Source organism: Bacillus sp. FSL K6-1012 (assembly GCF_037964915.1).
Classification (GTDB): Bacteria; Bacillota; Bacilli; order Bacillales; family Bacillaceae; genus Bacillus; species Bacillus halotolerans.
The window spans coordinates 262,364-284,263 of the sequence record NZ_CP150175.1; the positions used below are offsets into that span (position 1 = coordinate 262,364).

Annotated in this window: 22 protein-coding genes and 2 pseudogenes; 16 read left to right on the forward strand and 8 right to left on the reverse strand. The window is 42.7% G+C overall.

Translation table 11 applies throughout. From position 1 onward, the window contains the following. Positions 1–61: 61 nt before the first annotated feature. From NSS75_RS01510 to NSS75_RS01540, 7 genes and pseudogenes are all read left to right on the forward strand, one after another. Positions 62–231 (forward strand): annotated as a pseudogene (locus NSS75_RS01510) (hypothetical protein); the annotation flags it as partial. A gap of 228 nt (positions 232–459) precedes the next feature. Next, complete coding sequence (locus NSS75_RS01515) at positions 460–975, forward strand: HEAT repeat domain-containing protein (protein ID WP_101860228.1); 516 nt, start codon at positions 460–462, stop codon at positions 973–975. A gap of 4 nt (positions 976–979) precedes the next feature. Next, positions 980–1,057, forward strand: a pseudogene (locus tag NSS75_RS01520) (TlpA family protein disulfide reductase); the annotation flags it as partial. Positions 1,058–1,281: 224 nt separating this feature from the next. Then, complete coding sequence (locus tag NSS75_RS01525; protein ID WP_024120040.1) at positions 1,282–2,262, forward strand: alpha/beta hydrolase; 981 nt, start codon at positions 1,282–1,284, stop codon at positions 2,260–2,262. Between the two features lie 13 nt (positions 2,263–2,275). Next, positions 2,276–2,947, forward strand: coding sequence for a response regulator transcription factor (locus NSS75_RS01530; protein ID WP_101864815.1), 672 nt, complete (start codon positions 2,276–2,278; stop codon positions 2,945–2,947). Next, positions 2,944–3,930: a HAMP domain-containing sensor histidine kinase gene (locus tag NSS75_RS01535; protein ID WP_339235538.1), complete on the forward strand. Its 987-nt coding sequence runs from the start codon at positions 2,944–2,946 to the stop codon at positions 3,928–3,930. The genes NSS75_RS01530 and NSS75_RS01535 overlap by 4 nt, the downstream gene beginning before the upstream one ends. Before the next feature lie 57 nt (positions 3,931–3,987). Then, positions 3,988–4,251: a hypothetical protein gene (locus NSS75_RS01540; protein WP_255238365.1), complete on the forward strand. Its 264-nt coding sequence runs from the start codon at positions 3,988–3,990 to the stop codon at positions 4,249–4,251. Here NSS75_RS01540 and NSS75_RS01545 read toward each other — a convergent pair. Together NSS75_RS01545 and NSS75_RS01550 are read right to left on the reverse strand one after the other, a co-directional pair. Continuing rightward, on the reverse strand, positions 4,236–5,006 hold the full coding sequence (locus tag NSS75_RS01545) for a protein kinase (protein ID WP_024120044.1): 771 nt from the start codon (positions 5,004–5,006) through the stop codon (positions 4,236–4,238). The two genes, NSS75_RS01540 and NSS75_RS01545, sit on opposite strands and share 16 nt — an antisense overlap. Before the next feature lie 132 nt (positions 5,007–5,138). Further along, positions 5,139–5,996: a hypothetical protein gene (locus NSS75_RS01550; protein ID WP_101860227.1), complete on the reverse strand. Its 858-nt coding sequence runs from the start codon at positions 5,994–5,996 to the stop codon at positions 5,139–5,141. A 129-nt stretch (positions 5,997–6,125) separates the two neighbouring features. Here NSS75_RS01550 and NSS75_RS01555 point away from each other — a divergent pair, with 129 nt between their 5' ends. The 4 genes from NSS75_RS01555 to NSS75_RS01570 all read left to right on the forward strand — a co-directional run bounded on the left by NSS75_RS01555 (position 6,126) and on the right by NSS75_RS01570 (position 9,614). After that, the gene (locus NSS75_RS01555; protein WP_339235544.1) at positions 6,126–7,301 is read left to right on the forward strand and encodes a DUF4885 domain-containing protein; all 1,176 of its coding nucleotides are present in this window, start codon (positions 6,126–6,128) and stop codon (positions 7,299–7,301) included. A 355-nt stretch (positions 7,302–7,656) separates the two neighbouring features. Beyond that, positions 7,657–9,045 (forward strand): amino acid permease, encoded by a 1,389-nt coding sequence (locus tag NSS75_RS01560; protein ID WP_024120047.1) that lies wholly within the window; start codon positions 7,657–7,659, stop codon positions 9,043–9,045. A gap of 111 nt (positions 9,046–9,156) precedes the next feature. Continuing rightward, positions 9,157–9,405, forward strand: coding sequence for a sigma-G-dependent sporulation-specific acid-soluble spore protein CsgA (locus NSS75_RS01565; protein ID WP_010332841.1), 249 nt, complete (start codon positions 9,157–9,159; stop codon positions 9,403–9,405). Between the two features lie 17 nt (positions 9,406–9,422). Beyond that, a complete protein-coding gene (locus NSS75_RS01570; RefSeq protein ID WP_024120048.1) occupies positions 9,423–9,614 on the forward strand; it encodes a DUF5370 family protein in 192 nt (63 codons plus the stop codon). Positions 9,615–9,644: 30 nt separating this feature from the next. Here NSS75_RS01570 and blaOXA read toward each other — a convergent pair whose 3' ends face one another. After that, positions 9,645–10,454: a class D beta-lactamase gene (blaOXA, locus tag NSS75_RS01575; protein ID WP_339235549.1), complete on the reverse strand. Its 810-nt coding sequence runs from the start codon at positions 10,452–10,454 to the stop codon at positions 9,645–9,647. Between the two features lie 159 nt (positions 10,455–10,613). Here blaOXA and NSS75_RS01580 point away from each other — a divergent pair, with 159 nt between their 5' ends. After that, positions 10,614–11,867: a cytochrome P450 gene (locus NSS75_RS01580; protein WP_339235552.1), complete on the forward strand. Its 1,254-nt coding sequence runs from the start codon at positions 10,614–10,616 to the stop codon at positions 11,865–11,867. A gap of 39 nt (positions 11,868–11,906) precedes the next feature. Here NSS75_RS01580 and NSS75_RS01585 read toward each other — a convergent pair whose 3' ends face one another. Then, complete coding sequence (locus NSS75_RS01585; protein WP_024120051.1) at positions 11,907–12,167, reverse strand: hypothetical protein; 261 nt, start codon at positions 12,165–12,167, stop codon at positions 11,907–11,909. A 268-nt stretch (positions 12,168–12,435) separates the two neighbouring features. On the opposite strand from NSS75_RS01585, the gene NSS75_RS01590 reads away from it, so the two are divergent. Continuing rightward, on the forward strand, positions 12,436–14,055 hold the full coding sequence (locus NSS75_RS01590) for an APC family permease (protein ID WP_024120052.1): 1,620 nt from the start codon (positions 12,436–12,438) through the stop codon (positions 14,053–14,055). 41 nt (positions 14,056–14,096) lie between these two features. On the opposite strand, the gene NSS75_RS01595 is transcribed toward NSS75_RS01590, so the two are convergent. Both NSS75_RS01595 and glpT read right to left on the reverse strand, forming a co-directional pair. Continuing rightward, positions 14,097–14,978 carry a glycerophosphodiester phosphodiesterase gene (locus NSS75_RS01595; protein ID WP_095714522.1) on the reverse strand — a complete coding sequence of 294 codons (882 nt, stop codon included), beginning with the start codon at positions 14,976–14,978 and terminating at the stop codon, positions 14,097–14,099. A 98-nt stretch (positions 14,979–15,076) separates the two neighbouring features. After that, a complete protein-coding gene (gene glpT / locus NSS75_RS01600; protein ID WP_024120054.1) occupies positions 15,077–16,411 on the reverse strand; it encodes a glycerol-3-phosphate transporter in 1,335 nt (444 codons plus the stop codon). Positions 16,412–16,693: 282 nt separating this feature from the next. Between glpT and NSS75_RS01605 the strand changes: the two genes are divergently transcribed. From NSS75_RS01605 to NSS75_RS01615, 3 genes are all read left to right on the forward strand, one after another. Then, complete coding sequence (locus NSS75_RS01605; RefSeq protein WP_268497033.1) at positions 16,694–16,942, forward strand: YbeF family protein; 249 nt, start codon at positions 16,694–16,696, stop codon at positions 16,940–16,942. Between the two features lie 94 nt (positions 16,943–17,036). Further along, a complete protein-coding gene (locus NSS75_RS01610; RefSeq protein WP_127696108.1) occupies positions 17,037–17,954 on the forward strand; it encodes a helix-turn-helix domain-containing GNAT family N-acetyltransferase in 918 nt (305 codons plus the stop codon). Then, complete coding sequence (locus NSS75_RS01615; protein WP_024120057.1) at positions 17,951–19,204, forward strand: MFS transporter; 1,254 nt, start codon at positions 17,951–17,953, stop codon at positions 19,202–19,204. The genes NSS75_RS01610 and NSS75_RS01615 overlap by 4 nt, the downstream gene beginning before the upstream one ends. A gap of 26 nt (positions 19,205–19,230) precedes the next feature. On the opposite strand, the gene NSS75_RS01620 is transcribed toward NSS75_RS01615, so the two are convergent. Both NSS75_RS01620 and NSS75_RS01625 read right to left on the reverse strand, forming a co-directional pair. Beyond that, a complete protein-coding gene (locus NSS75_RS01620; RefSeq protein WP_101860220.1) occupies positions 19,231–19,659 on the reverse strand; it encodes a hypothetical protein in 429 nt (142 codons plus the stop codon). A 60-nt stretch (positions 19,660–19,719) separates the two neighbouring features. After that, on the reverse strand, positions 19,720–21,897 hold the full coding sequence (locus NSS75_RS01625; RefSeq protein ID WP_339235558.1) for a glycoside hydrolase domain-containing protein: 2,178 nt from the start codon (positions 21,895–21,897) through the stop codon (positions 19,720–19,722). Positions 21,898–21,900: the final 3 nt, after the last annotated feature.

Sequence of the window (21,900 nt, forward strand, 5' to 3'; positions counted from 1 at the left end):
TATCAAAGTCAGTCCATAAGCTTTCCAAGGGCCGGTATCGTTCTGTATGTGTCAAAGGCCATTGAAGCTGAAAGAGATTTCTTAAGGCTTTGCCGGCGGTGAGGTGAAGTACGGCACGATTGCCTTGCTCGAAAACTGGAAACACAAGAGCATGTAAACCTCAACATCCGCGTAAATGTCAAGGAAGTTGCCACTTGGGGAGTAAACACTTGCATCATCTCACTCAAAGGGCAGCCGAGATTCTTATAGTAGTATTACTGATACTAACTGACAAACAAGTTAACAGTAGTATATATGATGTCAAAATGGTCAGTTTGTTAGTCGTTTTATTAGCTCCTCACAGGAGTATTTACAGTGTTTGTGGTATTTATAAGTTAATTGGAAGTTAAGGCGCTTACTGATATATCTTTGTGGAAAATATGCTGAGTATCTGTTTTCAAACGAGAGAGGGGCTCTTTTATGAAATCAAATGGTGATGAATTGTCGTTGTCTGTTCAGAATTTAGCGAATACAAATGAGATCACAATTGTTCAAGCGATAGGGGAGCTAAAGAAATCAGGACAAGATGCAATACCTGTTTTGGTTGAGGCCTTAAAAGAGGAAGGTTCTTTGCGTAATATTGCGGCGGCCGTTTTAGGCGAGTTTGGGGAAGGTGCGGGTGAAGCAGCGGAGGAACTGTCATGTTTATTAAAAAGTCATGCCGAAGATACAAGGATGGCTGCGGCCATTTCACTTATGAGAATCGGGAAGGCCAGTCTGCCCTTTGTCATCAAAATCGCTCAAGAAAGTGAAGGACAATCTCGTTTTTGGGCATCCTGGTGTATTGCATGGATCGATCCTTCTTACATTGAACCGAAGATGTATGAATGCCTAAAACATGAGCATGAACATCCTTCAGGAATGGTTGCTCCGTTTGCGGCTGAAGAGGCATTAGGAAAGCTGATTGCTTTTCAGCTTAAAGATAAGGAGGATTGAAAGGATGAAAGCTGAACAAATAATAAAAGAATGGCCAATTCATTTGCCCTGGTTGAATCAATCACAGAATGATTTGACATTCTTGTCAGTATGTACGGCAAACGGTCCTTCCTATAAGCAGGAAGGTTTTTTTAATGATGAAATATTTTTTTATTAGTGGGTAAATTCATCAAATGTTCTGCTATGCTCCAAATGTACACCTTTCTGTAAGGGCAAAGTCAAATATGAAAATAAAACTGTTCCAAAGTTAATCAGTTATTTATTTTCATATCGTATCCTTTCAGTATCACGTGAAAGGAGCATCATATGAAAACGTTATGGAAAGTCGTAAAAATCTTTTTTGGCAGCATAGGTGCTTTGATTTTGCTTGCAGCCGTCTCGGTCTTTATCTATCACCATTACCAGCTAAATAAGGAAGCAGCACTCCTTAAAGAAAAAGGCACATTAGTCGATGTTGACGGTAAAAAGATGAATGTGTATCAAGAGGGAAGCGGGAAGGATACGTTTGTGTTTATGTCTGGTTCGGGGATTGCTGCGCCTGCTTATGAGATGAAGGGGTTGTACAGCAAGTTTTCAAAAGAAAACAAGATTGCTGTAGTGGATCGTGCAGGCTATGGCTACAGCGACGTGTATGATGATGGCAGGGATATTGATACAATATTAGAACAGACGAGAAAAGCGCTTCTGCAAAGCGGGAATAAGCCTCCTTATATTTTAATGCCTCATTCCATATCCGGGATTGAAGCGATTTATTGGGCGCAGAAATATCCTGAGGAAATTAAGGCGATTGTTGCGATGGATATTGGATTGCCTCAGCAGTATGTCACGCATAAAATGAGCGAGATTGACAGACTGAAAGTGAGGGGGTTCCATCTGTTGACTTCGATCGGTTTTCATCGATTTATGCCTTCCGCAGTATACAATTCTGAGGTGATTCGGCAGTCGTTTTTAACTGATGAAGAAAAAGAAATCTATAAAGCCATTAATTTTAAGCAATTTTTTAATGCTGATATGGAGCATGAGCTGTTACAGTCTGACCAAAACGGCAGCAAATCAGTGAATCTTCCGGTACCAAAAGAAACCCCGATTTTATTTTTAGATGCCATCGCTGATCAATATAAAAACTCAAAATATACAAAACAGCAACGTAAAGATTATAAAGAACTTGCAGACCAATTAGAAGTATCAGAAGTGAAAGAGTTAAGGGGCACACACAGCATATATTTATACCAGCCTGATCAGATCTATCAGCTTTCTATGAAGTTTCTCAAACAAAAACTGAAATGAAAGGTTCGCTAAGATGAAGGGTTATCATATTTTAATCGTGGAAGACGATGTCATGATTGGTGATCTGCTGCAGAAGATTTTGCAGCGTGAGGGATATCATGTGATGTGGAAAACAGATGGAGCGGATGTGCTTTCGGTGATTCAGAAGGCGGATTTGGTCATTATGGATGTGATGCTGCCGGGTGAGGACGGGTATCAAATGTCTAAGAAAATTAAAGATTTAGGGTTAAACCTTCCTATTATTTTTCTGTCCGCCCGCAATGACATGGACAGCAAGCTTCAAGGGTTGAAAATTGGCGAGGATTACATGGTAAAGCCTTTTGATCCGAGAGAGCTGCTGCTGAGAATGAAAAATATGCTTGAGCATCATTATGGCACCTTTACGCAAATCAAACATTTGTATATTGATGCAGACACCAAAAAGGTATTCAATGGGAGTTTGCACCATGAAGTGCTGTTTACCGCGATTGAGCGGAAAATATTCTTTTATCTGTATGAAAACAGAAACAATATTTTAACAAAGGAACATTTCTTTGATTATCTATGGCAGCTTGAAGACAGAAATCCGAATATCGTGAATGTGCACATTAAAAAAATCAGAGCGAAAATTAATGATGTAGCGGGTGAGATCATTGAAAATATCTATGGAGAAGGGTATCGGCTGAATACCGTTGTGAAGAAATGAAGCTAAAGACAAAATATCAGCTGTTATTATGTACGGCCGTCATTAGTGTCCCGGTACTGTTGCTGGCGGTTAGCATTTTGATGTCGGTGATTTATGACAGCCTGTTTAAACCGATCAATCATGGCATGCCTTTTCACAGGTCTTTTGCGTATCCGGCAATGCTGGCCGTATTTTTATTATCACTTTTATTGTTAGCTTTTTTATTTTCAAAATCGATCCATTCTCTGCTGCGTAAAATCAATCTATTGAATCAAACCATTCGGCATCTGGCGAGTGATCAAAAGGTGCCCGATAAAATAGAAGTGAAACGCGCTGATGAAATTGGCGAATTGATCAAGTCGGTCAACTTGTTAATTGAACGGACAACGTACCGGGAACTGGAACTAAGACAGCGAGAGGAAATAAAAAAGGAGCTGCTGCAAAAACTAAGGCATGATATCAATACACCTTTAACAGCTCTCAGGCTGCAGTTATTTTATTTGGAGAGCCAGTGCCAGGATCAAACCGCATTTGAATCTTTGTACCAGCAAATTGAATATATTGCGGAATTAACGAATGAATTCAATCATTACTCAGCCGAAACGTTAGAGAGTTCTTATATTGTAAATGAAGAAGTCAATATTTCTGATCTATTAGAAACCACAGTGAAAAAGTGGGATTATTTATACAGTATCAATGGCATAGAATTGCAATTTAAGCCGTCAGACCAAAGTTTGATATGGATGAGCAACAGTTTATGGATCCAAAGGTTATTCGATAACATTTTTCAAAATACGCTAAAGCATTCGAAAGCTGAAAAGCTGGAAGTCACGATAGAAAACGGCGCTGTTTCGATTCGCGATGATGGCATTGGATTTGATAGAGATCAAGATAGTAACGGGCTTGGGTTGAAGATTATTGAGGATATATGCCGGTTGCTTCATATTAGCTATGAGCTGCAGACAAATGAAAATGGGACTGCGTTTTTGTTTTCAAAAAAGTGATCGGGCTATGTTTTTCTTTCTACCGAACAATTATATATAATAGGAAGCAGAAAAGGGGTGAACAGCATATGTTTAAAAAAATCATCAAAACGATCAAGTACCTCTCTAGCAGCTCGAGTGATCGCCATCGCAGACACCGGCACTACAGCAGCAGCCGGCGCCGCCATTACCGGAGCTACAGCAGCAGTTCTGGCAGAAGAAGACATTACGATCGTTATGGCGGCAGCCACCGCTACAAACGCCGGAGCTACAGCAGCAGTTAATCGCAAAAAAAGTTCTTGTTCCGCATTGGGACAAGGGTTTTTTTATGTCACTGATTGAATCGCACGCTTCAGGTCTTCGCGAATGGAAGCCGTGTGCTGATACTCTTCATCAATGCCCAATAATTTTTTCAGCAGCAGCGTTACTTCTTTTGTCAGCGTTAATTCCTCCAGCCAAGTGGCGTTTTTCTTCTTTTTCCCTTTATATTGAGAGTACAGCAGGAACAACAGGGTTTCTCCGAGATCGAAGAAGTCATCCTGCTTTCTGAGCTTTAATTCCTCATCTTCTTCATGAGATAACTGTTTGGCAAGGCCGAAATCGATAAGATATACGTTACCGTGATTCATCATAATGTTTGGCGTTCTGATGTCAGTGTGAAAAATGAGACGTTCATGCAGGTATTCTACAATGTCCAGCAGCTGAGACATCAGCTGTAATGCCATCAGCTCTCTAAACGGCTGTTTTTGAAAAAATAACAATTCCTCTATATTATCGCCCTCGACCAGCTGCATGACATAGCAGGCTTGTCCGTCTAAGCTGAAGTCTTCTATGAAGGCCGGGATTTGCGGGTGGCTGATGCTTTTGAGCAGACCAATTTCCTGCTGAAATCGGACTCTTTCCTTTTGTTTTTTGGCTTTTGTCGGACGGAGCTGTTTTAAGACGTACGGTGTTTGCGTATGGATATCGGTGCACACATAAACCAAGCCGTAGCCGCCCATGCCGAGGCATTCTTCGATTTTGTATTGGTTGTTCAGTATGACGCCGTTCTTCAGTGGGCGGTCAAATAATAGCTTTTTTAACTGTTTTAATGCCATTTGCAATGCACTTCCCTTGGTTGTACTGATTATAGTTTATCAAAACAATTGCATCTTGGGCTAAGTCTATTCTATGGAAGCTTAGCATAAAAAAGAGCCGGATCATGGAATCTGAGCCAGCTCAGTATGACATTAAAACTGCTTTGTGACATCGTATTGATAATCTATTTTTGCCTTTACATTACTCATCGTTGATTTCGCAGTCGCTAATGTATTGTATTTAAAACTCCATACCTTTGCCACACTGAGTTGGTCTGTTAAGGATATATCATAAGATCCCGAAGTTGAGCTATTCACAAGAGCACGGCGCCATTCGCTGTTTTCACTCGTCATGATGATATGTCGTGTATTTCCCTGGCTTGGTGTTTGAGTAGCGGTTGTTTGGACTCTTGTTACAGTGGCATCACGAGGAATTCCTGATTGGTTTGTTAAGTCAAGCTTGATGACGCTGGAGTCAGAACCTGAGGGGCTAAGGTTTGTATTTCCTTTATTTTCAGCCACGCCGCTGAATTGGAACGTTCCGCTGCCGGATTTGATCCGGTCTTCAATTGAAAGTGTGAAATACATGTTTCCAGTATAGGTGCCGCGGGACACTTTCACATAGAATGTATCAGTGGTGTTTTGGGCGTCGGCGTTTGCATAAATAAAAGAAGAAAATGTATTAGGATTAATGACTTCTGTGCCTTGCGAAACAGGTACTCTGTTCTTATCGTAAATTTCAATTTTCATCCCTGTGTACGCACTCTGGTATGTACTTCTTACGTATACTTTTTCTCCCTTATTGGCTGTAAATGTGAAATAGGCTTCATCTTGTCCGGCTTCCAGTATCGTTGTGTCTATATTCTTATATTTCCAATATCCGATTGGGACTGCTGTATCAAATGAATTGTTCCCTGTAATGGCAGTGATTCCGGCTGCGGAAGCAGAATAAGTACAAGTAAATAGAACTGACAGCATGAGAGCGAATTGAATGATCCATTTTTTAGCCATGAGAAAACCTCCTTTTTTTTCCATCATACATAATAAAGTTTCAAGTGTAAATAAATGTTTTAAGAGGTTAATATATACAAGAGATTTGCCGATAAATAGAGAGGAGAGAATTATTCAGGAGGGAATCGAATGCGTCTGAATCGTCAATATATCCGCACCCAGCTCATGGCACAGAATATCACAAAAAAGGTTTCGGCTGATAAAGGCAGGAGTACATCTGCAGAGGTGCTGGAAAAGGCATACAGCCGGCTTGAGACACGGCCCTCTGAGAAGGGAATCGATCAGCTCAATTACTCAAAAACCAGTGTAGCGGGGAACAACGGGACTTTCAGCAAAATGTTTCAATCAGCAAATGACCGAACAGTGAAAGACACAGGGGAAGAAGCTGTGATTCGATCCAATAATCCTTATGAATCTGAGAGCGATATCCGAATCAAAATTCTAGATGAAAAGTACAGTCGGCTGAATGCGATAAACAAAACGAAGTCCGATCCTTTAGGTTATATAAAGGATAAGTATCAAAATTCGAAGTCTCCTTATTTCAGAAGTGATCTGTCAGCTGCAGAAAGACAGGCTGCTTACGATAATGAAACAGAATGGCTATTCAAAGGAAAGGCGCAAAACTATAACCTCCAGGATGCAGCGTTTCGCAATCTTACGTTTAATGGGGAAGTGGAATCCGAGAATGCAAAGGTGTTCCAGCGAAGCCAAGTTAACCAACAGCTTCAAGTGCTCCTGAATCGGAACCATATTCAAATCCCGGCGGGTACAGAACTTACGTTTACCATTACACCCATCGATTATAAGGTAAAGGTGAGCGGAACAGACGACAAGGAGCTCATCGGTCAAATTGAGCGATTGCTGCAATCTGGAGACAACAGCAAAGAGCTGTTTTTACATATCTTGAAAAGCCAGACCAGCGATTCAGCACAATATTCCGAAGCGGCGTATCAAAAGTACCAAGCAGTTCGTGAGATGTACGAAGTCACAGGCTACCATTTGAAGGATTTAGAAGTTGTCGATGGCCGATACATCACACCTGACGGACGAGATCTATTAGAGGTATATAAAGAAAAACTTGAGAATGATCCTATGCAAAAACAAACTGCTTCCTATGCTATATCTCACTATGGTTCACAGCTCAGTAACATTGCGAAAATCGGGTATGATGCCATCCCTGATTTCATTCTGTCAATTGGCTACAGGAATGGGTCTTTGAGAGATTTGGGGCAAAGCAAGGTCTATGGGACAGGTGATACAGAGTGGCTTGAAACATTAAAACGTCAAACCGGCGTGAATTATTAGGTAAGCTGTTCATCGTGAACAGCTTATTTTTTTATGCCCATCTCATGAAAGCAGCTGTATCATGCATCGTTTTCAATATTGTCATGATTTCATTATATTCATATAAAAGATTTTAATTAAAGTGATAGATCAAACCCATTGAATGAAAGTGTTTACCCGAAAAAAACAATTGTATTTTCCAGAGAAATTTATTATGATGAAATAAGTAATTTTGGAGATTATCTAACAATTTTATGATTGAATTTTCTGATATTTGCAGCTTAATAAGAAATGAAGAACGTTTTGGAGGCTGGCCGGCCTTGATCCTATTTCGGTTGAGCTGTACATGTATTCGTTTTTAAGAGGAGGAAGCGGAGTGGAAAATAAAGAATTGAAGAGGGGTTTGAGCGCACGTCATATTCAGATGATTGCCTTGGGCGGTACGATCGGTGTTGGTTTATTTATGGGTTCTGCCAGCACGATTTCATGGACTGGCCCTTCTGTCCTTCTGGCTTATGCGATTTGCGGAATTTTTATCTTTTTTATCATGCGTGCAATGGGTGAAATGCTGTATGTGGAGCCGAGTACCGGTTCTTTTGCAACATTCGGCCATAAATACATTCATCCCCTTGCTGGTTATATGACGGCGTGGAGCAACTGGTTCCAGTGGATTATCGTCGGCATGTCAGAAATTATCGCAGTCGGTTCTTATATGAAATATTGGTTCCCGGATTTGCCTGCTTGGATACCTGGTATCGTAGCTATGGCAATTCTCGGTGCGGCGAACTTAATTTCTGTTAAGTCGTTCGGCGAGTTTGAGTTTTGGTTTGCGATGATTAAAATCGTGACGATTATCTTAATGATTATTGCCGGAATCGGGATTATCTTCTTTGGCTTTGGCAACGGCGGAGATGCTATCGGTTTGTCTAATCTGTGGTCTCACGGAGGCTTCTTTGCGGGCGGTTTCTCAGGATTTTTCTTTGCATTGTCTCTGGTTATTGCGGCTTATCAAGGGGTTGAGCTGATCGGGATTACTGCCGGAGAAGCAAAGGACCCGCAAAACACGCTGCGCAACGCGATTCAAAGCATTATCTGGCGTATTTTGATTTTCTATATCGGTGCTATTTTTGTGATCGTGACGGTATATCCTTGGGATGAGCTGAATTCACTTGGAAGCCCGTTTGTGTCTACGTTTTCTAAAGTTGGAATTACAGCAGCGGCTGGCATTATTAACTTTGTCGTTATCACGGCGGCGATGTCAGGCTGCAACAGCGGGATATTCAGCGCGGGACGTATGCTTTATACATTAGGTGTCAATGGACAGGCACCGAAATTCTTTGCGAAGATTTCTCGCAATGGTGTGCCGCTGTATGGCACAATCGCGGTGCTGATCGGATTAGCTGTCGGCGTTGTGCTGAACTATGTTGCGCCGCCGAAGATTTTCGTTTATGTATACAGCGCAAGCGTGCTGCCGGGGATGATTCCTTGGTTTATCATTTTGATCAGCCACCTCGGATTCAGAAAAGCGAAGGGCGCGGCGTTAGATAAACATCCGTTCAAAATGCCGTTTGCACCTTTCACAAATTATTTGACGATTGCTTTCTTGCTGATGGTTCTTGTCGGCATGTGGTTTAATGATGATACTCGGATATCTTTAATTGTAGGGGTTATTTTCTTAGCTCTTGTGGTCATCAGTTATTATGCTTTTGGAATTGGGAAGCGCGTGCAGGCGGATCTTACAAAAAGAAATCAAGCAGCTGAATAATACAGGAAAAAGAGACATTGACTGATGTCTCTTTTTTCATTTTTTACGTATGGATTTTTCTCATTTCAGCAACCTATAGGATATAGAACGCAAAGGAAAGGTGCTTATACTATGGATGTTACACTCGGTTATTTGCGCGAATCACTTTCAAATCATCTTGAAAACGAAGTCTGTCTGCGGATTTGCAAGAAGATGCTGGCGAAGCGCTATGCCAATGAAGAGGAGTTTGTAAAGGATTTGGATGACGATGAGATGTCATATTTGAATCAGGTGCTGGAAAAGGAAATTAAGTATGCCCAAGACGAACAGGATCAAAAACGGGCCAAGGAATTAAATGAGGTGTATGAATTACTGCTTTGAGAAAGGCGGGAATGAAATTGGGTGCGATTGAACGAAGCGGATATACGTTTCAGCCGGAGTTTAGTGTCGTCCGGCAAAATGGGGCGATCCACGTGTATCATCATGGAGAATTTGTTGAAGAAATTGAATTCGAGTTTAACGGAAATTACCCGGGTCATGATTTGATTGAAGAGCTTGTGAATCATTATTGCTTTGAGCATGACATTTAAGAGCCCTGTACGTTTGCAGGGCTCATTCATTTATGAAGTGATCAGGCCATATTTTTTTAGAATATCAATTGTGATGTTTTTGGCTGTTGTACCGGTATCATCAACATTTGTGACAAACGTATAGGAGCCGTGCTCTGTTTTGATGAATCCGACAAACCATCCTAATCCCATGTCTGTCAGGCGGGTTCCGGTTTTACCGTAAAGCGTATAATGATCTCCTTCTTCTTGAATCATCATGCGTTTGACCGTTTTCATGACCGTTTTGTCAAACGGGAGCTTCTCTTTGTAAAGCTTCTCCATAAAGGCTTCTTGTTCCAACGGAGAAATTGTCAGAGAGCTTTGCAGCCAAAACTGGTCGATTCCGCCGCTGATATCTTCGTTTCCGTATGACAGGGTATGAAGCCATGTTTTCATTCTTTCCTCGCCGATGTCCCTCGCTAATGCCTGGTAATACCATATGGCAGATTCCCGCATGGCTGAGCCAAGTGTATGGTCGCGGTTCCATGATTCGAATTCGCGTTTGACGCCATCCCAGCGTTTGACATCGTATTCATCCCGGACGGCTTTTACCTGCAAGCCGATTAAGGCATTGGTCACTTTAAAGGTAGATTGCGGAGTTTGTCTTTTGTTGGCCCGTTCCTTGTTGTAGACAAATGTCTTATCCTTTTCTAGATCATGAAGGATGAAGGTTCCGTCAGTATCCTTGAACTCCTTATCCACATCCATTCGGCTGACATTCAGGTGTTTTTTTGTTTCATTGGCGGGCGCTTTTGCATGAACGGACAAACCTCCTGTCACGGCAATGACGAGCACAAGAAAAGCATATATCCATTTCTTCACTTTGATCTCCCCTTTGTTTTGATCATCTATCTTTTCTCCATTTCTGCTTTTCTACCTTTAAAAGTAATGAAAAAATGCTTGGAGACAAATACTGTAATGGGGTTTATCTTCGTGAGATAACGTGAAAACAGAAGTAAAAAAGGAAGGCAGGGTTGCGGGATGAATGAGCAGATTCCACATGACAAAAGCCTCGATAACAGTGTGGCTTTGATGCGGGAAGGATATTTGTTTATAAAGAATAGAAAAGAGCATTACCATTCGGATTTGTTCCAGGCACGCTTGCTTGGAAAAACATTTATTTGTATGAGCGGCGCGGAGGCTGCGAAGGTATTTTATGATACCGAACGGTTTCAGCGGCAGGGTGCTCTCCCGAAACGAGTGCAGAAATCGCTGTTTGGCGCAAATGCAATCCAGACAATGGATGGCGACGCTCATATTCATCGGAAGCTGCTTTTTCTGTCATTAATGACACCGCCGCATCAAAAACGGCTGGCTGAGCTGATGACAGAGCAGTGGGAAGCGGCTGTTACAAGATGGGAAATGGCGGATCAGGTTGTGTTGTTTGATGAAGCAAAAGAAATCTTATGCCGGGTGGCTTGCTATTGGGCGGGTGTTCCGCTGAAGGAAACGGAAGTGAAAGAGAGAGCGGACGATTTCATCGACATGGTAGACGCGTTCGGTGCTGTGGGACCGCGGCATTGGAAGGGAAGAAGAGCGAGACCCCGAACAGAAGAGTGGATTGAAAAAATGATTGAAGAGGTCCGCGGCGGCAGGCTGAAAACTGAAAATGGTTCAGCGCTGCATGAAATGGCTTTTTATACGCAAGAGAATGGGAGCCGGCTTGATGCCCGCATGGCAGCCATCGAGCTCATTAATGTGCTGCGTCCGATTATAGCGATAGCTTACTTTATTTCGTTTTCAGCGTTGGCGCTGCATGAACACCCGAAGTATAAGGAATGGCTTCGTTCTGGAGGCAGTCAGGAAAGAGAAATGTTTGTGCAGGAGGTGCGCAGATTTTATCCGTTCGGACCGTTTTTAGGAGCCGTTGTCAAAAAAGATTTTATATGGAATGATTGTGAGTTTAAAAAGGGTGCATCAGTGCTGCTTGATGTGTATGGAACGAATCATGATCCCCGTATGTGGGACAAGCCTGATGAGTTCCGGCCTGAGCGATTTAAAGAGCGGGAGGACAATCCGTTTGATTTCATCCCTCAAGGCGGGGGCAACGCGGAGAAGGGCCACCGCTGTCCGGGGGAAGGGATTACCATTGAAGTGATGAAAGCGAGCCTGGATTTTCTCGTGAATCAGGTTGAATATGACGTGCCAACACAATCGCTGCATTACAGTCTTGCCAGAATGCCGTCATTGCCTGAAAGCGGTTTTGTGATGAGCAGCATTAGACGGAAAATCTAAATATAAAAGCTCTCTTCCTTTTCGAAGAGAGCTTTTTGATTACTTCTTTTTTTCATCGTAGTATTGAACAGGATACATGGAGCCTTCGGATACCATTTTGTTGTCCTCAATGTCATGCGGGTGCGGGTGACCGGCTTTATCGACTGGGAACGTTTCCATGTCTGGTTGTTTTGTTATCTTCATTTTCATGCTGTGAATGAATTCTCTTGCCTTTTGGCGGTTTGACGGGTCTTTTAATAGATAAGAAGTGATGCCGACAGTTGAAACAGCGAGACCGGAAAGTAACAGCTTTTGTTTCATGGTAATAACTCCTTTCTATTTTAAAAATAATGTTTCCTGTATCATTCCCGTTCTGCTTAAGGCTAAACCTCTGTGTATTTTATTGATTTTTTTACAGTAAATTCTATTTTAGGTAAAGATAGTTACTAAATTCCTATATTGGAAGACGAGGTACATTGATTTTTTATTATTTTAGTTATCATTCGATAAATATTGACAAAGTAAAGTAATCAGAATAATAATATAACTTAGCAACAGAATGTCATCATACATGAAAGGTGTTTACGATATGAATCAGTTACATCGAAGAATGGGAACGTTTGCCCTTATGATGGTCGGGCTCGGGTCGATGATCGGGTCAGGCTGGTTATTTGGGGCGTGGCGCGCTGCCCAAATTGCGGGGCCTGCTGCTATTATTTCATGGGTTATCGGCATGATTGTTATTTTATTTATTGCTCTTTCTTACAGTGAATTAGGTTCTATGTTCCCTGAGGCAGGAGGAATGGTGAAATATACGCAATATTCACACGGTTCGTTTATCGGATTTATTGCAGGCTGGGCCAACTGGATTGCAATTGTATCCGTTATTCCTGTTGAAGCTGTAGCCTCTGTTCAATATATGAGTTCGTGGCCATGGGAATGGGCGAAATGGACAAGCGGTTTGGTGAAAAACGGAACGCTGACAGGAGAAGGATTGGTGTTCGCTTCTGTTTTGCTTCTGATTTATTTTCTGCTGAACTACTGGACAGTCAATTTGTTTTCGAAAGCGAATTCATTAATTACGATTTTTAAAATCATTATTCCAGGACTGACAATTGGCGCTTTGCTCTTTGTCGGATTTCATGGAGAAAACTTTACAGCGGGACAAAGCATTGCACCGAATGGCTGGGCAAGTGTTCTGACTGCGGTTGCGACTTCAGGTATCGTATTTGCGTTTAACGGATTTCAAAGCCCGATCAATATGGCGGGAGAAGCCAAAAATCCCGGGAAATCGATCCCGATTGCGGTTGTCGGTTCTCTGTTAGTTGCGACAGTCATTTATGTGCTGCTGCAGATTGCTTTCATAGGAGCGGTGAATCCGTCTGATATCGCTCACGGCTGGAGCCATCTTAATTTTAATTCTCCTTTTGCTGATTTGGCGATTGCATTAAATATTAACTGGCTTGTCATCGTATTATATGCGGATGCTTTTGTGTCACCTTCCGGAACAGGTATTACGTATACGGCGACGACTTCCCGCATGATTTACGGAATGGAGAAGAACAAATACATGCCGAGCGTGTTTGGCAAGCTTCATCCGATTTACGGCGTTCCGCGCCAAGCGATGTTTTTTAACTTGATTGTTTCGTTTATCTTTTTGTTCCTGTTCAGGGGGTGGGGTGTGTTAGCGGAAATTATTTCTGTAGCCACGTTAATTTCTTATATCACCGGCCCGGTTACAGTGATGACATTGAGACGGACAGGGAAGGATTTGTACAGGCCTCTTCGATTAAAAGGCTTAAGCGTGATTGCGCCGCTTGGATTTATCTTTGCGTCGCTCGTGCTGTATTGGGCGCGCTGGCCGTTAACAGGGCAGGTTCTGTTTATTATTTTGATCGGACTTCCGATTTATTTCTATTACCAGGCCAAGGCGAAATGGAAAGGATTTGGCCAAAACTTTAAAGGTGGCATATGGATGGTGTTTTACCTGCTTGTCATGATGATGATTTCCTATTTGGGCAGTGACAAATTCGGCGGTCTGAACGTCATTACGTATGGCTGGGATATGGCCTTGATTGCCTTTGTATCGCTCGGTTTCTATGTGTGGGCGCTGAAGAGCGGATTCAAGACAGAGTATTTGAAAGATGCGAAGGAGATTAATAGCCAGCTGGTAAGCGCACAGTCAGAAGCTGCTGCGGGAAAAGAATAAATGAAGAAAAACCTTGCGCTGTGGGCGCAAGGTTTTTTCTTTTAATAACCCTTTTTTACTTTGTGGAAGAGGTCAGGATAGTTGGTGAACACTCCTGTCACTCCCCAGTCCAGCAGGCGGCGCATATCTGCTTCTGTATTGACTGTGTAAGGATGCAAAAGCAGACCGTGGCTGCGGATCATGCGGACATTTTCTGCATTCAACGCTTTATAATCCGGACCTGCGCCGACAGCGTAGGTTTTGATTTCCTCCAAATCAGCATCTGTCATTGAAGCTATCTGCTTTGCTTCCATCAATTGAACAGTCGGCAGGTTAGGCTGTAATTGATGAATTTTTAACAGGCTTTCTTTGCTGAACGATTGGATGATCACTTGGCCGCGCTTTGAATGCTTGCTTAGCAGTTTATGCTTCTGTAAGGAAGCAATCAGTTTTTCCTCCATGCCTGGATAGGTGTCAGGCGATTTTGTTTCAATGTAATAGTTCGCATGTTTGCCAAAACGGTTTAATACCTCTTCTAATGTAGGAACTTTAAGGCCGGCGTACTGCGGCTTCGCTTTTGCCGGGTAAGCTTCATTAAACCAAGAGCCGGCATCAAGTTTCTTAATCTCCGCGAGCGTATGATCCTTCACCCAGCCCGTGCCGTTTGTGGTGCGGTCCAGTTTTTCATCGTGCATAACAATGAGTTGCCCGTCTTTTGTCATCTGTAAATCCAACTCAATATAATCGGCTTTCATTTTCTGAGCGGTTTCGTAAGACAGGATCGTGTGCTCAGGCACATATCCGGAAGCCCCTCTGTGCGCGACTGTCAGGATACGGTCAGGAGACAGCAGGTTTCCTTTTGAGGCTGCTGAAACTGGTGTAACCATAAACGACAGCAAACCAAAAGATAGCAGAACCAAAGCTAGTAATCTATTTTTTCTCATCTTTTCTTCCTCCTTATGAACAAGCAGTAACAGCTTTTATGTTAGAAAACGGATGTAAATGGCATGTTGGAAAAATATTAATCTTTTATAATCTTTTCTTAAACATGCTCCGCCCGTTTTCCCGTATTCCATGTCAAAGCCAAGAACACGATGGCCAGTATACAAGATGAGATCAGCATGATGAAGCCGCCGTTCCAATCAAATCGGTCAACGACAAATCCCATAATCGCGTTTGCGAAAGCAGACCCGCCGATGTATCCGAAAAACCCGGTCAAACCAGCTGCAGTTCCGGCTGCTTTTTTCGGAGCAAGATCAATGGCTTGCAGACCGATGAGCATCACAGGTCCATAGATTAAGAAGCCGATGCTGATCAGAGCGATGTTGTCTACCAGCGGATGGCCGGCCGGATTCAGCCAGTACACCAATACGGCAATGAAAACACCTGCCATAAACAGAACGCCTGCCGGTGCGCGGCGGCTCTTAAAGAAGCGGTCGCTGATCCAGCCGCACAGGATCGTTCCCGGTATGCCGGCGTATTCGTAAAGGAAATACGACCACCGGGAGTCTTCAGGAGAGAACCCTTTGGCTTCTGTTAAGTAAGTAGGCGCCCAGTCCACTACGCCATACCGCACAAAGTAAACAAATACATTTGCAAATGCGATGTACCAAAGAAACTTATTATTAAGTACATATTGAAAAAGGATTTCTTTTGTCGTTAATTCTTTTTCTTGATCTTTGAAAGCGTGTTTTGGATAGTCGTTCCGGTACTCTTCAATTGGCGGAAGCCCGCAAGATTGAGGGGTATCCCGCACCAAAAGGACAATTAAAAATGAAATCAGAATCGCAATAATGGCAGGGAAGAAAAATACACTTTTCCAAGTGACAAACATAGCAATCCCAAGAGTGACAAGCGGAGCCAGAATCCCGCCGCCAATGTTGTGAGCGACATTCCAAATCGACATCTTCGTGCCGCGTTCACTAATAGAAAACCAATGGGCCATCGTTCTGCCGCATGGAGGCCAGCCCATTCCTTGGAACCATCCATTGATAAACATAAAAATAAACATGATGGTGACGCTCGAAGTTACCCAGGGCATAGAAACAAAAAGAATATTAACAATTGCAGATAAAAATAAGCCTGTCGCGAGAAAATACCTCGGGTTGCAGCGGTCGGACACCATGCCCATAATAAATTTACTAAAGCCGTATGCAATGGATACGGCGGCCAGCACCAATCCAAGCTCGGTTTTTGAAAAACCTTGTTCCTGCAGATAAGGAATGGCAAAAGCAAAGTTTTTCCGCAGCAGGTAATAGCCTGCGTAGCCGATAAAAATACCTAAGAATACTTGCAGCCTGAGCCGTTTATAAGCTGCATCCGTCTTTGAATCATCCAGTCTCTCAATGTGCGGAGCCGGTTTAAATAAGTGAAACATCAAATCATCCCCTTTGCTGTTTGTGTTGGATGTGTGGCGTGCCCTCCTTCTGAAAAAACAAAAAGAGCCAGAAAACACCCCCTTGTCAAAAGGGGTGGAATTCCTGGCTCTCCTCATCTCCATCCAAGCTATTAACTTATCGTGATAGCGCTTTCTTAAATTATCATAGTCTGGAGTGAATGTAAACGGGTAATTTTAAATTGTGTGAAAAAGTAAATGTTATCCTTTTGGTAGTTATGTTTTTTACAAATAACATAAAAATCTGGGGGGAGGCTGTTGCAGGTGGATAAATTAGATATCGCATTCGGCATTTTACCGTTAGCAATTATTGTGTTATCGGTCGCCGGGACTTATGTTTGTAAAAATGTATATATGATGCCGTTAGTTAGTTTGATCATTTCTCTCGTGCTTACGTTTACGGTTTTTAATCAATCTTTTTTGGGATGGGCCGTTGTCTATAGCTTGCTTTCGCTGATTTTATCGTATATTACATTGATGGTGTTGAGGAAGAGGAAGGCATCTGGAAAATGAAATTTTCCTCCGCTTTTTTGACATATCGTTGACTATAGCAACTATATGTGATTATAATTGCTTTAATCAACGATATAAGAAAGTGGGGAGAAGTTTGAAAACCAATGAATCAGCAACGGGCTTAAAATTCAGAAAGTTCAATCGTTTTTACACGAATGTTCTTGGCTTCCTTAACGAACACATTTATGACAGCCCGTTTTCCTTAACGGAGACACGGATTTTGTTTGAGATTTACAATACGCCAAATTGTACGGCGAAAGATCTTCAGGATAAGCTGGGGCTTGACCGGGGATATGTCAGCAGAATACTGAAGCAGTTTGAAAAAGAAGATTTGATTTATAAAGAGAAGAGCAAAGCTGATGCCCGCCATCATTATATATATGTGACGGAAACGGGGGAAGCCATTTATAAAAAGCTTGAGAAGAAAGCGAATGAACAGGTTGAGCTGATGCTGAAGGAAATCGATGACAAAGAGCAGCACAAGCTTGCGACGGCTATGGAGGAGATTGAAGCCATATTGTCTCAGTCGCTCTCATCCAGGTCATCAGGCATTTCAATCAGAGATTATTATCTTTCGGATGATATTCACCTTCTCATTGAAAAGCAAAGGCAATTTTATGCAGAGACTCATGGCTGGGATGATACATTTTTAGCTTATCTCCATGAGACATTTGATGCGGAAATTGAGAAGATATGGATTGCGGAAAGCGGCGGAAAATTTGCAGGCTGTGTGGGATTGGTCAAACTAGATAAAAAGACGGTGCAGCTGAGATGGTTCTTGGTTGATGCCGCGTTTCGAGGCAGAGGGCTGGGCACACAACTGCTTGAGCATCTCGTTACATATAGCAGAGAGAGGAAGTTTGAACGGATTTTTCTTTGGACAGTGAGCAGTATGGCTGAAGCCCGCCCGCTTTACGAGAAATTTGGATTCAGACTGAGTGAAGTGAAAGAAGAAACGCCATTATGGGGACAGCATCTGACAGAAGAACGATGGGATTTAGAGCTGTCATGAAAAGACTCCACTATGCTTGGATCATCGTTTTTATCACCTTTTTGATTTTATTGGCCGTACAAGGTGTGCGCCTGTCGTTTGGTGCGTTTGTCGAGCCTTGGGAGCGGGAGTTTTCGCTGGATAGGGGCACTATCTCGCTGATTTCAACGCTGAGCTTTATCGTTTACGGGATATCCCAGCCTGTGATCGGGCGGCTTGTGGACAGATGGGGCGCACGGGCAGTTTTATCATGGAGCACGTTACTGACCGGGATCAGCATTTTCTCGACATGTTTTATCACTTCACCGTGGCAGCTCTTTCTGCTTTACGGGTTGGGGGTGTCACTCGGAGTTGGCGGAGCGTCGAATGTAGCAACAAGTGTGCTGGTGGTGAATTGGTTCAGCAAAAAGCGCGGCCTTGCCTTTGGAATCATGGAAGCGGGCTTTGGAGCGGGGCAAATGCTGCTGGTTCCCGGCTCGCTTATGCTGATCCATTGGTTTAGCTGGAAGCTGACGGTTGTGGCATTGGGGTTGCTGTTAATGGTCATTGTCCTTCCGGCAGCCCTTTTATTGCTGCGAAATCATCCTTCAGAAAAAAATGAAGAGCCGATCGGCGGGACTGCTGAGGAGGAGTTAGAAACAGGATCAAAAACCAAAGCAGGCTCAGTAACCGCGATGTTTCGTATGAAGCAGTTTTGGCTGTTGATCCTTCCATTTTTAATCTGCGGCTTTACGACCGTCGGGCTGATGGATACCCATTTGATTCCCTTTTCTCATGATCACGGTTTTTCTACGACTGTTACGAGCGCCGCTGTCAGTCTGCTGGCCGGTTTTAATATCGCTGGTATCTTACTGTCCGGAATCATAGCGGATCGGTGGAGCAGCCGGAAAATCCTCTGTTTTTTATATGCGGTGCGCGCGCTGTCGATTGTGATTCTGATTTACAGCCACGAACCCTACTTGCTTTTAGGCTTTGCGGTTCTGTTTGGATTGGTGGACTTTGCAACGGTAGCGCCGACGCAAATGCTTGCCACCCAGTACTTTCAGAATTACTCGATCGGCCTCATGATCGGCTGGCTGTCACTTGCCCATCAAATTGGCTCTGCCCTCGGAGCGTATGTGCCCGGCGTCATTTATACCGTAACAGGTGAGTATACGCTGGCTTTTTATTTATCGATTGGAATGCTTGTGCTTGCAAGCGTGATGAACATGATGCTGAGGGAGCCTGCGGCGATGAATCGTGACAGTGCGGCTGTGATGGAGAAGGGATAAGAGAGAAAAAGCATCTCTGGCGAGGATTATTCAGAGATGCTTTTTTTGTATTTTTGTTCTAATACGAAGTCGATCATACCGACAATGCGGGTGTTTTCGGCTTTTTGTTTGAAGTTTTGGGAGATTTGAATTCTTTTAGCATTTGCAAAAGATGCAACAATCCAAAACAAGCCGATTAACGCAAACAACATTTGTATAGACATGGCTATTAAGTCATTATAATGAGTGCTGAAAAAAAATATATATAGTGTTATTAATGTGACGGAAAATACGATTTTAATAGAATGCTTGAATGTGAGTTCAGGTTCAGTTAAGCACATTTTCATTTGATTTAATGTCAATGAATCTTGTTTCATAAGATATGTCAATAATTCATTATCATTATTTCTGACAGGAAACAATTCAGTTTCAATTTTTTTGACTGTTTTCCTATAAGTTTGCATATCAACTTTCATGTAGAATCCTCCTTGAAAATAAATCCATGAATACTCATAGAGTATTCATGGATTATAAAACTATCTAAAAGCTGCTAATAACGAACCGAACAGTACTGCCGCTGCTCCTGCCTCAGGTGCTAAGAGTACTAAAGCACCAATACCTACAACTACAATAATACCTGTACCTACCAGCAGCATGTTGTTTACAATAGTATCCCAATTTGGTGTGTATACTTCTTCTTCCGAATCTGGTAATCTAAAGTGCTTCTGTTTTATTTTAAACGTAATCGTAGTCGTAAGTCCAGTTGTAGCACTGTCACCTACTGGAATATCAGGCGTATAGATTTTAAATTGAATATTTAATGATTGAGCAGTTGGATTTACATAAACCTCCAGATAACCATTACGTACTGACAAGCTGAGACTGTTTAAAAGGTTTTGATAAGAATCAATTTGTGACGCAGTGAGAGACGTTTGGGTATCGCCCAATAAACCCGTGATATAGGCACCTGGTTTACCATTTGTAATGGTAATTGTGTTTGGTGAGCCTTCACTTGGTATGGTTGCCAGAAGTGATGTGGATAGAATAATATCCAACTCTGGTGATGTGAAAATGGTTTCTGTCGTATCAAATTCAAACATCGCGTTTGCGAGACCTGATAGATTTTCTAAAGCTGGAATGGTAGATAAAATGTCTGTCAGTGTACGCAGTCTTGCATCATATACCGGATCAGACGGTGGATTTACATGGCTTACTCCAGAGTCTTTTCCTGAAAAGCCGTCTTTATCAATCCCGATGCTTCCAGAACCGCTTCCGATTGTTCCTTCATAAAATTGATCAAAGGCCCAGTTGTTTGGCATCGGATAGCCGAGATTGCCGCTGAAGCCAGTTGACATATTTGCTACAAAACTATACTTTGTGAGTCCTGCTTCTTGGGTTCGGATACAAATATTTCTTGGTCCGTATACGCCTATTTCGTATTTAGGCGCAGTAGAAAATGTCTGCATTTTCGCAAAAGCTGACTTGATTTCCTTGAAATAAGGAATAATTTTATCTGTTACTTCATAATCGTAGGCATCAAAATCGACAGCAAAATAAATGGTCGTTCCGGATGGGAAGCCTAGTCTGCGAGCTGCTGATGCCGCACTGTAAGCATCTCTTGTGCCTTGGTCTTTTACAAAATAAGAAGATTGATAGCCGCCGTCTTGATAAATCGGAAAGACCTTTAATCCGGTATCAAAAATAACTGCAAGTTCTTCAGACGTCAGGGCTTTTGATGTGAGGCCATTGCTTGTCCGCACATTTCCGGTTAAATATCTGCCAACTGTTTTATAACCGTTATTCCGCAGTGTTTGGGCTTTTTCTGCAGTAATAATAGTAGCGGTGTCACAAGCTGAAGCGGCGCGTGTTGTGTCTCCTGAGCTTGATAATAAAGCTTTAATGGTCGGCATGTCTGCATAACCTGTTTGCGGCAGGCACATGAACTCTTGAAATGCTTTAACGGCTGAAACAACACCGACGCCATATTTGCCGTCAAACTCACCAGGGTCGAATGATTTTCCGTTGCAATAAAGGGCGTACTGAACAATTAAAATAAAGCCTGTTCTTGAATCACCGGGAGTTAAAGTAGGGCATAAGCTTGTTGTGCCGTTTCCGAAAAATCCATTGGCGACACTTGTGCTCATACCTTCTTCTTTTTGCAAAGCATAAATAAGGGCCTTGTTGGTATCGCGGGCATACAGTCCGTCACAAGGCATTAAACCGATATAGTCATTGTAGTCCCGGTTTAAGTTTTGTTGAATCTGACGGATTCTTGAATCGCCCCCAGACACTAGTTTAAAAGCGCTCATGTCCAATAAGGCTTTCATAATCAAGGTGGTGACAATTCCGTCCTGAGTTGTCAGTCCTGCAGCTTTCTGAAACTCCTTCACCGCATTTTCTGTTTTTTCGTAAAAGACGCCTGTAAAACCGCCGGGATTAAAGCCTTTGCACCATAAAGCCCCCTGTAAAATAAAATTCATGTTGCTTGGTTTTGAATCTGGAGCTTGGCGTTTAAGAGGCTTAAATAAGCGCTGTGTTGTCGACCCGAAGTTATCAGCTGGCTCTGAGATACCTAGTTCAATTTGAAGCGCCCGAGTCAGACCGTAGATCGTATCCCACCCAGTTTTCCCGCTTTCTTCTACTGGGTTATACCCATGTTTGCCCCTGTACGTCTCATTCAGCCACTGCTGTGTGATTAAAACCATTTCATCCATTTC

Excerpts from the sequence above, each read along its gene's own strand:
- NSS75_RS01515 (WP_101860228.1), top strand. The coding sequence starts at position 460 with ATGAAATCAAATGGTGATGAATTGTCGTTGTCTGTTCAGAATTTAGCG.
- NSS75_RS01525 (WP_024120040.1), top strand. The coding sequence starts at position 1,282 with ATGAAAACGTTATGGAAAGTCGTAAAAATCTTTTTTGGCAGCATAGGT.
- NSS75_RS01530 (WP_101864815.1), top strand. The coding sequence starts at position 2,276 with ATGAAGGGTTATCATATTTTAATCGTGGAAGACGATGTCATGATTGGT.
- NSS75_RS01535 (WP_339235538.1), top strand. The coding sequence starts at position 2,944 with ATGAAGCTAAAGACAAAATATCAGCTGTTATTATGTACGGCCGTCATT.
- NSS75_RS01545 (WP_024120044.1), bottom strand. The coding sequence starts at position 5,006 with ATGGCATTAAAACAGTTAAAAAAGCTATTATTTGACCGCCCACTGAAG.
- NSS75_RS01550 (WP_101860227.1), bottom strand. The coding sequence starts at position 5,996 with ATGGCTAAAAAATGGATCATTCAATTCGCTCTCATGCTGTCAGTTCTA.
- NSS75_RS01555 (WP_339235544.1), top strand. The coding sequence starts at position 6,126 with ATGCGTCTGAATCGTCAATATATCCGCACCCAGCTCATGGCACAGAAT.
- NSS75_RS01565 (WP_010332841.1), top strand. The coding sequence starts at position 9,157 with ATGGATGTTACACTCGGTTATTTGCGCGAATCACTTTCAAATCATCTT.
- NSS75_RS01580 (WP_339235552.1), top strand. The coding sequence starts at position 10,614 with ATGAATGAGCAGATTCCACATGACAAAAGCCTCGATAACAGTGTGGCT.
- NSS75_RS01585 (WP_024120051.1), bottom strand. The coding sequence starts at position 12,167 with ATGAAACAAAAGCTGTTACTTTCCGGTCTCGCTGTTTCAACTGTCGGC.
- NSS75_RS01590 (WP_024120052.1), top strand. The coding sequence starts at position 12,436 with ATGAATCAGTTACATCGAAGAATGGGAACGTTTGCCCTTATGATGGTC.
- NSS75_RS01595 (WP_095714522.1), bottom strand. The coding sequence starts at position 14,978 with ATGAGAAAAAATAGATTACTAGCTTTGGTTCTGCTATCTTTTGGTTTG.
- glpT (WP_024120054.1), bottom strand. The coding sequence starts at position 16,411 with ATGTTTCACTTATTTAAACCGGCTCCGCACATTGAGAGACTGGATGAT.
- NSS75_RS01615 (WP_024120057.1), top strand. The coding sequence starts at position 17,951 with ATGAAAAGACTCCACTATGCTTGGATCATCGTTTTTATCACCTTTTTG.
- NSS75_RS01620 (WP_101860220.1), bottom strand. The coding sequence starts at position 19,659 with ATGAAAGTTGATATGCAAACTTATAGGAAAACAGTCAAAAAAATTGAA.
- NSS75_RS01625 (WP_339235558.1), bottom strand. The coding sequence starts at position 21,897 with ATGGATGAAATGGTTTTAATCACACAGCAGTGGCTGAATGAGACGTAC.